Source organism: Agrobacterium sp. GW821-FHT02D03 (assembly GCF_059421725.1).
Genome location: NZ_JBWKVN010000002.1, coordinates 668,690 through 680,000, shown reverse-complemented (window position 1 = coordinate 680,000; position 11,311 = coordinate 668,690). Strand labels below are relative to the sequence as shown.

At 55.7% G+C, this 11,311-nt stretch carries 5 protein-coding genes, 1 tRNA gene, 2 rRNA genes and 1 pseudogene (1 of these 9 only partly in view); 5 read left to right on the top strand and 4 right to left on the bottom strand.

What is annotated here, in order from left to right; genetic code table 11:
- The 3 genes from AC07U5_RS16555 to AC07U5_RS16545 all read left to right on the top strand — a co-directional run.
- Nucleotides 1-1,870 (top strand): 23S ribosomal RNA (locus tag AC07U5_RS16555) (it extends 930 nt beyond the left edge of the window).
- Nucleotides 1,871-1,998: 128 nt separating this feature from the next.
- Nucleotides 1,999-2,113: ribosomal RNA gene (gene rrf / locus AC07U5_RS16550) — 5S ribosomal RNA — on the top strand.
- Nucleotides 2,114-2,346: 233 nt separating this feature from the next.
- Nucleotides 2,347-2,423, top strand: a tRNA-Met gene (locus AC07U5_RS16545).
- A 991-nt stretch (nucleotides 2,424-3,414) separates the two neighbouring features.
- Here AC07U5_RS16545 and AC07U5_RS16540 read toward each other — a convergent pair.
- From AC07U5_RS16540 to speB, 4 genes and pseudogenes are all read right to left on the bottom strand, one after another.
- Nucleotides 3,415-4,891: pseudogene (locus tag AC07U5_RS16540) on the bottom strand (NAD-dependent succinate-semialdehyde dehydrogenase).
- A 3-nt stretch (nucleotides 4,892-4,894) separates the two neighbouring features.
- Nucleotides 4,895-6,175: a 4-aminobutyrate--2-oxoglutarate transaminase gene (locus AC07U5_RS16535; protein ID WP_494723673.1), complete on the bottom strand. Its 1,281-nt coding sequence runs from the start codon at nucleotides 6,173-6,175 to the stop codon at nucleotides 4,895-4,897.
- Nucleotides 6,176-6,248: 73 nt separating this feature from the next.
- Nucleotides 6,249-7,844, bottom strand: coding sequence for a gamma-glutamyltransferase (ggt, locus tag AC07U5_RS16530; protein ID WP_494723672.1), 1,596 nt, complete (start codon nucleotides 7,842-7,844; stop codon nucleotides 6,249-6,251).
- A 52-nt stretch (nucleotides 7,845-7,896) separates the two neighbouring features.
- Nucleotides 7,897-8,931: an agmatinase gene (gene speB / locus AC07U5_RS16525; RefSeq protein WP_494723671.1), complete on the bottom strand. Its 1,035-nt coding sequence runs from the start codon at nucleotides 8,929-8,931 to the stop codon at nucleotides 7,897-7,899.
- A 159-nt stretch (nucleotides 8,932-9,090) separates the two neighbouring features.
- On the opposite strand from speB, the gene AC07U5_RS16520 reads away from it, so the two are divergent.
- Together AC07U5_RS16520 and AC07U5_RS16515 are read left to right on the top strand one after the other, a co-directional pair.
- Nucleotides 9,091-10,197 (top strand): ABC transporter substrate-binding protein, encoded by a 1,107-nt coding sequence (locus AC07U5_RS16520; protein ID WP_494723670.1) that lies wholly within the window; start codon nucleotides 9,091-9,093, stop codon nucleotides 10,195-10,197.
- A gap of 73 nt (nucleotides 10,198-10,270) precedes the next feature.
- Nucleotides 10,271-11,311, top strand: coding sequence for an ABC transporter ATP-binding protein (locus tag AC07U5_RS16515; protein WP_494723669.1), 1,041 nt, complete (start codon nucleotides 10,271-10,273; stop codon nucleotides 11,309-11,311).

Genomic DNA, 11,311 nt, shown 5'->3' with positions numbered 1-11,311 from the left:
TCTTACTGATCCTAACCAAACTCCGAATACCGAGGAGTACTAGTCGGCAGACACACGGCGGGTGCTAACGTCCGTCGTGAAGAGGGCAACAACCCTGACCTCCAGCTAAGGTCCCCAAGTCATGGCTAAGTGGGAAAGGATGTGAGGATCCCAAAACAACCAGGATGTTGGCTTAGAAGCAGCCATCATTTAAAGAAAGCGTAACAGCTCACTGGTCTAAATAAGGGTCTTTGCGCCGAAAATGTAACGGGGCTAAAGCCATGCACCGAAGCTGAGGATACAACGTAAGTTGTGTGGTAGCGGAGCGTTCCGTAAGTCTGTGAAGGCGGACCCGTGAGGGCTGCTGGAGATATCGGAAGTGCGAATGTTGACATGAGTAACGATAAAGGGAGTGAGAGACTCCCTCGCCGAAAGACCAAGGGTTCCTGCTTAAAGTTAATCTGAGCAGGGTTAGCCGGCCCCTAAGACGAGGCGGACACGCGTAGTCGATGGGAACCACGTTAATATTCGTGGGCCTGGTGGTAGTGACGGATCTTGTGTGTTGTTCAACCTTATTGGATTGGTTGGGCGGCGAAGAGGTTCCAGGAAATAGCTCCACCGTATAGACCGTACCCGAAACCGACACAGGTGGTCAGGTAGAGTATACCAAGGCGCTTGAGAGAACTATGTTGAAGGAACTCGGCAAATTGCACGCGTAACTTCGGAAGAAGCGTGACCCTTTTGCACGCAAGTGTGATGGGGTGGCACAGACCAGGGGGTAGCGACTGTTTATCAAAAACACAGGGCTCTGCGAAGTAGCAATACGACGTATAGGGTCTGACGCCTGCCCGGTGCTGGAAGGTTAAAGGGAGAGGTGCAAGCTTTGAACTGAAGCCCCAGTAAACGGCGGCCGTAACTATAACGGTCCTAAGGTAGCGAAATTCCTTGTCGGGTAAGTTCCGACCTGCACGAATGGCGTAACGACTTCCCCGCTGTCTCCAACATAGACTCAGTGAAATTGAATTCCCCGTGAAGATGCGGGGTTCCTGCGGTCAGACGGAAAGACCCCGTGCACCTTTACTATAGCTTTACACTGGCATTCGCCAAGGCATGTGTAGGATAGGTGGTAGGCTTTGAAGCAGGGACGCCAGTTCCTGTGGAGCCATCCTTGAAATACCACCCTTATCTTCGTGGATGTCTAACCGCGGTCCGTTATCCGGATCCGGGACAGTGTATGGTGGGTAGTTTGACTGGGGCGGTCGCCTCCGAAAGAGTAACGGAGGCGCGCGATGGTTAGCTCAGACCGGTCGGAAATCGGTCGTCGAGTGCAATGGCATAAGCTAGCCTGACTGCGAGACTGACAAGTCGAGCAGAGACGAAAGTCGGTCATAGTGATCCGGTGGTCCCGTGTGGAAGGGCCATCGCTCAACGGATAAAAGGTACGCCGGGGATAACAGGCTGATGACCCCCAAGAGTCCATATCGACGGGGTTGTTTGGCACCTCGATGTCGACTCATCGCATCCTGGGGCTGGAGCAGGTCCCAAGGGTATGGCTGTTCGCCATTTAAAGCGGTACGTGAGTTGGGTTCAGAACGTCGTGAGACAGTTCGGTCCCTATCTGCCGTGGGTGTAGGAATATTGACAGGATCTGTCCCTAGTACGAGAGGACCGGGATGGACGTATCTCTGGTGGATCTGTTGTCCTGCCAAGGGCATAGCAGAGTAGCTATATACGGAATGGATAACCGCTGAAGGCATCTAAGCGGGAAACCAACCTGAAAACGAGTGTTCCCTATCAGAGCCGTGGAAGACGACCACGTCGATAGGACGGGTGTGGAAGTGCAGTAATGCATGAAGCTTACCGTTACTAATAGCTCGAGCGACTTCTTCGTTCCCATTGTTCATGCTCATCGAATAAAACTCGATCGCATCACGTGTTCATATCAAATAGAGCCAAAAGCTCTCCAGCTTCTCGATACAACAGCATGAGCCAAAGCTCATGCCAGTTGCGTTTTGCCGACCTGGTGGTTATCGCGGGGCGGCTGCACCCGTTCCCATTCCGAACACGGCCGTGAAACGCCCCAGCGCCAATGGTACTCCGTCTTAAGACGCGGGAGAGTAGGTCGCTGCCAGGTCTGCTAAACGCAACTCAAAATATCTTCTCAATCACAAAACCTCTCGGCACAAGCCGAATGCAAAAGCCGCCCTCAAAGCGGCTTTATCCAATTCTAAGACATATCCCGATCCAAATCGGGTAGCAGTCAACGCGGGGTGGAGCAGCCCCCGCCGATCCGCAGAAGGCAAAAGCCTTCGAGGACCGGCAAAACAAAAACAACCGGGCCCTTGCGCTGCGGTCGCTCATAATTAACGCGGGGTGGAGCAGCCCGGTAGCTCGTCAGGCTCATAACCTGAAGGCCGCAGGTTCAAATCCTGCCCCCGCAACCAGAAAATTCTAAAAAATTTTAATGTATCAAGCCCTCCCAAAAGGAGGGCTTTCTTGCGTTTTGCGCCTCGTGCGCCGCTAGCACGAAAACCATGGGCGGTTTAACGTGACCTTGCCCTACATGTCTCAGCCCGTTTCAAGTCCGCTCCGGCGGTTTTGGTTGTCGTGTTCTAGGCAGTAGCGGCGTGTTGCGGCGCGAAGCCGTCCGGCGACTTGAACTCGCATCACGTCGTGGGTTGATGGTTAGAGCGAACTCGGCAGGCGTCAGCGGGCCAAGTTCAGAGTGTGATCGATGATTGCCGTCGGGGATTGGCTCGCAAACCATATATCGGGAAAGCCGTAAAGAAAGCCATCCTGGGCCGGGCTGATCCACGAGCAGTCGCCCTACCGCGATGATGATCGCATGGGAGAGTTATGCAACCGGTATCATCATTCGACGCAACACATGTTCAGCGCGAGAGCGAGCATACGCCCAACTCCGTATAAATCTGGAATGTCGGTTCATCTTCTCGACCTTTAGCCCCGGAACCATTCTTCCAGGCGGATTATGCGATCGGTCAGACAATATTGGAAGTCCTTCCAGTTCGCTTCGAAAACACAGAGCGAGGCAGCCAAAAGGATGGTGGTCAGAGTGGCGCGGTAGTGCTCTGCTCCTTGAAGCCAAAGGCTATACCAGCACCGAGGAGCGGGGGTAGCGAGCGCTTCCATAGTGAGCGCCCGCTGATCGCACGCCTCATACTGCCTTTGGATCAGCAGATATTCCGCTTTGAGATCGCCGCTCTTTGCACACGTTTTTCCTCAGTTTCCAGCGAAATACAGGTGGCGGGCCGTTCTTGTATTGCGGTCGCCAGGCAGGCGATAAGGCCATGCCTCATTCAATCGGTGCATCCGCTAATGCGTGCCGAATTTTCCCAACAAAACTAGCGATTTTGAAACAGACTTAGTGGTAGCGGCGGGAATAGGCGAACTCGCCGCTATCTCTTTGTGGCGGAGCTATATGCTCAGGCACAGATACTTTATCTCGAGATAGTCTTCGATGCCGTATTTCGAGCCCTCGCGGCCCTGGCCGGATTGTTTGATGCCGCCAAAGGGGGCGACTTCGGTCGAGATGAGGCCGGTATTGATGCCGACCATGCCATATTCTAGCGCTTCGGCGACCCGGAAGATCTTCGACACGTCCTTCGCGTAGAAATAGGAAGCCAGGCCGAACTCGGTATTGTTGGCCATGTCGATGACTTCTTCCTCCGTCTCGAACTTGAAGAGCGGCGCGACGGGGCCGAAGGTTTCCTCGCAGGCGACCTTCATGTCTTTGGTCACGCCGGTCAGGACGGTCGGCTGGAAGAACAGGCCGCCGCGCTCATCTAGGTTTCCGCCAAGTGCAACGGATGCGCCCTTGGAGACTGCGTCTTCAATGTGCTCCTGTACCTTTTCCAATGCCTTTGCGGTAATCAGCGGCCCTGTGGTAACGCCCGCCTCGAAGCCATCGCCCACCTTCATGGAAGAGACTTTTTCGGCGAGCTTTTTCGCAAAGGCGTCGTAGACGCCGGACTGGACGTAGATGCGGTTGGCGCAAACGCAGGTCTGTCCGTTGTTGCGATATTTCGAGATCATCGCACCTTCAACGGCGGCATCGATATCCGCATCATCGAAGACGATGAAGGGAGCGTTGCCACCGAGTTCCAGACCCAGCTTCATGATCTGCTCGGCACCTTGGCGCATCAGGATTTTGCCGACGTTGGTGGAGCCCGTAAATGTGAGTTTGCGCACCTTTTCGTTATCGGTGAACTCCTTGCCGATCGAAGCAGAGTCGTTCGAGAGGACGACATTGAAGATGCCTGCTGGCAATCCCGCCCGTTCCGCCAACGCGGCAAGCGCCAGTGCGGAAAGCGGTGTCTCCGCCGCCGGTTTGGAAACCATGGCGCATCCAGCCGCAACTGCCGGAGCGAATTTACGCGCCAGCATGGCGTTGGGAAAATTCCAGGGCGTGATGGAGGCCACGACGCCAACCGGCTGCTTGATGACGATGATGCGCTTGTCCGGCTGGTGGCCGGGTATGGTATCGCCATAGACGCGCTTGGCTTCCTCGCCAAACCACTCGACGTAAGAGGCGCCGTAGAGGATTTCTCCCTTCGCTTCAGCCAGCGGTTTGCCCATCTCCATGGTCAGGATCGTGGCGAGGTCATCAGCATTGGCAACCAGAAGATCGAACAGCTTGCGCAAAATGCCGGCACGTTCCTTGCCGGTTTTTGACGCCCACAGTTTCTGCGCCTTATATGCCGCATCAATGGCACGCGCGGTTTCCGCGCGCCCCAGATCCGGTAGCGTTGCGATGACATCGCCGGTTGATGGATTGGTGACGTCGAACGCCGTTCCGCCATCGCCTGCTTCAAGCCACACGCCGTCAATCAACGCCTTATCGATTGCAAGCGAAGGGTCTTTCAACTTTAAGTAGTTTTTTCGATATTGTCATCGATCAAGCCTCCGACGCACATTCGCGAAGTGTCGTTTCGAGAATGAAAAGCGCTTCGTTGAACACGTCATCCTGGATGGTGATGGGAGCAAGGAAACGGATGACGTTCCCGTAAACGCCACATGTCAGCAGGATGAGACCTTTCTGCAGGGCGCGCTCACGGACCTTGTTGGTGAAGTCCGCATTCGGCGTCCTGGTGCCTGGGAGGTTGAACTCGACTGCGTTCATGAAGCCCGGCCCGCGAATATCGGCAATCTGCGGCACGGCTTCGCGAAGCGACTGGAGCTTCTGTTTCAGGCGGTTGCCAAGAGAGCCCGCACGCTCGTTGAGGTTTTCTTCCTCTATGACATCGAGAACGGCATTGCCTGCTGCGATACCGATCGGGTTGCCGCCATAGGTGCCACCCAGGCCACCAGGGCCGGGGGCGTCCATGATGTCCGCGCGACCGGTAACGGCGGCAATAGGGAAGCCGCCGCCAAGACCCTTCGCCATGGTGGTGAGATCGGCCGCGACGCCATAATGTTCCATGGCGAACAGCTTGCCGGTCCGGGCAAAGCCGGTCTGGACCTCATCCGCAATCAGCACAATACCGTGCTTGTCGGCAATTTCCCGCAGCTTCTGCATGAATGCGCGTGGGACTTCGTAGAAGCCGCCTTCGCCCTGCACAGGCTCGACAATAAAGGCAGCGACCCGGCTGGGATCGACATCTGCCTTGAACATCTTGTCCAGAACGGCAAGAGAATCTTCCATGGTCTGACCATGCAGTTCCACCGGGAAGGGGACGTGAAAAACGTCCGGCACCATGGGGCCGAAACCGTTCTTGTAAGGGACGACCTTGCCTGTCAGCGCCATGCCCATGAAAGTGCGGCCATGGAACCCGCCGGTAAAAGCGATGACTGCGGAACGATTGGTGGCAGCGCGCGCAATCTTGACCGCGTTTTCAACCGCTTCTGCGCCCGTGGTGACGAAGATCGTCTTCTTCTTGAAATCGCCAGGAACGAGATCGTTCAGGCGCTCGGCGAGACGAACGTAGTTTTCATAGGGGACGACCTGATGGCAGGTGTGCGTGAAGTGGTCGAGCTGATCTTTTACAGCAGCAATGACCTTGGGGTGACGATGGCCGGTGTTGACCACTGCGATACCCGCCGCAAAGTCAATGTAACGGCGGCCTTCGACATCCCATATTTCCGCGTTCTGTGCCTTGTCGGCATAAATCTGCGTGGTGACGCCGACACCACGCGAAATGGCTTCCGAGCGGCGTGATGCAATTTCCAGATTCTGCATGATATTCAGTTCCCTCTTGTCCGTTTTTGGCAGTCGTCAGGATCATCCCCGTCGTCAGGGAAAGAGAGCCTGTTCATAGGCCAAGCGCCATGCCATCTTTTCTCGATTCCGATGCACCCGTGAGGGTGCCATTCTCCCAATCAATGCGAATGATCTGGGCGCCCCCGATGGGATCTTGCGCAGGGACAATCTCAAAACCGCGACGTGTCAGTTCCGTAACCGTTTCCGCGGGCACAGTGTGTTCTACTTCGATACGCGGAGCGTGTCCGCTCGCAGGAATGAGACGAGGCAGATCGATGGCGTCCTGCAGATCCATGCCGTAATCCACCACCTTCGAAATGAGGTGCGCATGGCCCATGGCCTGATAATAGCCCCCCATCACCCCGAACGACATCTCGGTGCGGCCATGTCTGGTGACCATGCCTGGAATGATGGTGTGTTGTGGACGTTTACCTGGTGCGATCATGTTCGGATGTGCTCTCTTCAAAGAGAAGCTTTGTGCCCGATTATGCAAGATGACACCGGATTGAGGCGCGACGATTCCAGACCCGAAGCAATCGAAAATGGAGTTGATGAAGCTCACCGCATTGCGATCCTTGTCGATAACCGAAATATAAACGGTGTCTCGATGGAGCGGCATTTCGAAATCTGGCAGATCAGTCATTGCCTTATTAAGATCGATCATCGCTGCCAGCTTCGCCGCGAAATCCTTCGAAAGCATTTCCTTGACAGGAACATCAGCCTTGCTTGGATCCGCTACCCATTCGTCTCGCGCAGCATAGGCCAGCCGCGTCGCTTCGACCTCAAGATGAAGTCGGTCTGCCGATGTTGCCGGATGGTCGGTGCCAAAGTGCGACAGGATACTCAGAATGAGCAGCGCGATGATGCCCTGACCATTGGGCGGGCACTCATGGACGGTATAATCGCGGAAATCCGTCGTGACAGGTGTAACATATTCGCCCTTGGCAGAAGCGAAGTCTTCAAGCGTGTGCAGCCCTCCCAGCGACTGCAGATGATCCACCATATCGGCGGCAATCGGCCCCTTGTAAAAACCGTCACGACCTTTCTCAGCTATCGTACGAAGCGTTGCAGCTAGGCGAGGCTGGCGATGAACCTCTCCGACGCGTGGAGCCCGGCCATTTGGCAAAAAGATATCGGCGGCCGCCCCATCCTGTGAAAGAAGCTTTTCCTCAAGCGACCAGTCTCTGTGAACCCGTGGCGTAATCGCATAACCTTCCTCCGCATAGCGGATCGCAGGTGCAAGAACGTCGGCGAATGGCAGCTTTCCGTGATCGGCGTGTAGTGTGGTCCATGCGTCGATCGCACCGGGAACAGTAACTGCGGATGGAGATTGGCGCGGAACTTCGGTCAATCCACGTTCTTCGAACCATTCCACCGTCAGCGCAGCCGGTGTCCGCCCCGAGCCATTATAGGCAAGAACCTTATCTCCGCCATCAGGCGCATAAAGTGCGAAACAGTCGCCACCAATTCCAGTTGAGCCTGGTTCGACCACGCATTGAACGGCGCACGCGGCAATTGCCGCATCCATTGCGTTGCCGCCAGCCTGTAAGATATTGATCGCCGTCAGTGTTGCGGAAGGATGTGATGTCGCCGCCATGGCCTTTGTCGAAACGGCGATAGAACGTGTGGTTTTCTGAAAATTGCGCATTCGTATATCCCCCCTGCAGTTGATTGGCCGAAATTATGAGTCTCGGGCCGTTTTACGTTTCGACCATCAGGCAGAGGATGGTGTGTAGAACCTGCGCTGCTATGTGCGCCGTATTCGTTGTGGAGTCGTATTGCGGGGCCACTTCCACAACGTCGCCACCCACGATGTTCAATCCCTGCAGACCGCGTAGGATTTGCAGCACTTCGCGAGGTTGCAGGCCGCCGACTTCAGGCGTGCCGGTGCCAGGCGCAAAGCCGGGATCGACGCTATCGATATCGAAAGAGATATATGTCGGACCGCCCCCGACGATCTCCCGCGCCTTCTGGATGATATTGGGTAGGCTGGTCTCGCCCACGTCCTCCGCGTGAACGACAGTCATGCCGCTTTCGTAGGAAAACTCCCACAGATATTCCGCAGGGCCGCGGATGCCGATCTGGATGGTTCGGCGTGGGTCGAGAACGCCGTCCAGCACGGCCAATCGGAACGGCCCTCCATGCTGGAATTTGGTTCCTTCGTATGGACCGGCAGTGTCACAATGTGCATCGATATGGATCAGCCCAACCGGCTCTTTTGCGCCAACAGCTTTGAGGATCGACGATGTGATCGAGTGATCGCCGCCGACGCTGAGTGGACGAACGCCTGCTTTGACCATCCGTCGATAGAATAGTTCGATATCCTCGTGGCACTTTGCGAGATCGTATCGGCTTTGCATGGGCACATCACCGATGTCGGCAATCTTTGCCTTGCTCATGGGAGACACGCGCAGCACATGATCATAGGGACCGACGCGTTCTATAGAACGTACTGCCCTCGGCCCGAAACGGCTACCATTGCGATTGGTAACACCAAGATCCATCGGCACTCCGACAAGCGCAATATCGAGCCCGCCGAAATCGTCGCTCTGGCCTGCATCAGGCATAGGAGGAGCATCCAGAAGCGTCGGAATACCTGCGAACGGCCACTTGCGTTTGTCACCATCGGTGAATTGCGCATTGGCGACCTCGCGAAACTGGGGGTCGAATATGTCGCCGCCAGAGGCATTACCGTATTTTTCGCGAAGGGCTTTCAGATGGTCGTGCTCGGTCATGGCTGGATGTCTCCTGATCAACCAGACTGACCATAGAGATCATCGTTAGCAACTTACTTCCGATTTTCCCGAAGTGATGAGCTGCCAGTTTCCTATGTATTTCCGAGGCCTGATGGCGGACCATGATTTCTTAATGGATGCCAAAAAAAGGGGAGCACCATGACTAAAGGCAACGTCATCAATACGCCTATCGGGCGCCGTACACTTCTTGCAGGTCTCACGGCTTTTAGCGCTGCGCCATTGATCGGCGGCTTTCCAAACATAGCGCGGGCGCAGGATAAGAAGCTGCGCATCGGCTTATACGGCGGTTACTTCAAAGATACATTCGACGCGGAGATTTTTCCGGATTTTACCGCAGCAACAGGAATCGCGGTCGAAAGCGTGGCAGAGCCGACGGGCGAGGTGTGGCTGGTTCAGCTGGAGCAGGCGGCAAAAGCGGGCAAGTCTCCGGTGGATATCTCCATGATGGCTGGGGTGCCGCTCATTCGCGGTATCAATTCCGGGCTGTGGGCTCCGCTAGACACCAAAAAGCTCCCTAACTTGAAGAACGTCAAGCCAAGTCTGGTGCGGACGAACAGTGCTGGCGAGGTCGTCTCCGTCGGAGCTACGAGTTGGTACATCACGCTCGTTTCGAACACGGATGTCTACAAGGAAGCACCGACATCGTGGAAGGATATTTGGGATCCGAAATACAAGGACAGCCTCGGCCTGCTCGCCAATGTCGGTAACTCATACCTGCTTGAAGTAGCGTCAAAGACTTACTTCGGTGGCATCAAACATCTAGATACGGACGACGGAATCCGCGAAGCCTGTGCCAAGGTTGGCGAGCTCAAGCCGAATGTGCGCTTGTGGTACCGCGACGAAGCGCAGTTCGAACAGGCGCTGAAATCCGGCGAAATCCCTATGGGCCAATACTACCACGACGTGACCAGGCTTGCAGTCAAGGACGGCTTCCCGGTTCGCTCCACCATGCCAATCGAAGGCGGTATCTACGATTACGGCTCCTGGGCCGTGACGAAAGCTGCAGCCTCTTCGCTCGATCTCGCCTATGTCTACATCGACTACATGTCTCAACCATCGACGCAGGCAAAACTTGCCCGCAAGCTCGGAAGCGCACCGATCGTAGACCGCGCCCTGACAGATCTGACCGACGAGGAATTCGAATCCGTTTCGTCCACCATCGATCCGATCACTCCGCATTATGAAATGCAGGCTTTGAAGACGGACTTCATAAATCAGGTCTGGAGCGAGATGCAGCAGGGCTGATCCTGCCATCGTATCGAATGACCAATCGCGATGTGAATGAGCGCATTCACATCGCTTGCCCAGAGGTGAAGACATGTCCGGATTGGCGATCCAAAATCTCAACAAGAGCTATGGTCCAGTCGACGCGCTGAGCAAGATTTCGCTCAATGTCGAGAACGGGCAGTTCGTCTGCTTGCTCGGTCCTTCCGGCTGCGGCAAGTCCACCCTGTTGCGTATCATTGCCGGCCTGGAAACCGCTTCCTCTGGAACGATCGCACTGGATGACCGTGATATCACTCATGTCCCTGCGCATTTGAGGGACTTCGGCATGGTGTTTCAGTCCCTCGCGCTCTTTCCTCATTTATCCGTGGGTGAAAACATTGCCTATCCGTTGCGCATACGCGGAGCTGGAAAGGACGTGCAGAGACAGGAAGTGGAGCGGCTGCTCAAACTGGTGCATTTGCCGGGTGTTGCGGATCGTGCCATCACCCAGCTGTCCGGCGGTCAGCGGCAACGCATCGCCATTGCACGCGCACTTGCCCTGAAGCCGAAGCTCTTTCTGCTCGACGAACCGATGTCGGCGCTTGATGCGAAACTTCGCGAAGCCATGCAGGTGGAACTGAAGCGCCTCCAGCAAGACCTTGGCATTACCACATTCCTTGTGACCCATGACCAGCGTGAGGCCATGACGACAGCCGACGTCGTGGTCGTGATGTCCGGTGGAATCATACAGCAGGTCGCTCCGCCACTGGAGATTTACCGCAATCCTGCCAATGCCTTCGTTGCCGATTTCATTGGTGTTGCCAACCTCATCGAAGGGACTGTGACATCTCCCGGACGTATCAGCGTGCCTGGTGGCAACGTCGAAATTTCCACTGCGCCGCCATCAGGAAAAGTCGTCTTCTCCGTGCGCCCCGAAGACCTGGAACTGCGTCGCGAAGCCAGTAACAGCAGCGTTTCGGGACGTGTCGCATTCACCAGACATCTCGGTGCAGCGGTCGAGGTCAATGTTTCCGTCGATGGTCTGGAAAAGGATATCATCGTCGCTCTGCCGTCAAGGCAGGAAAGCATGCTGTCTATTGGGCAAACCGTCCATGTTCACGTTCCGGGTTCCTCCTGCGTTGTTCTGGGGTGA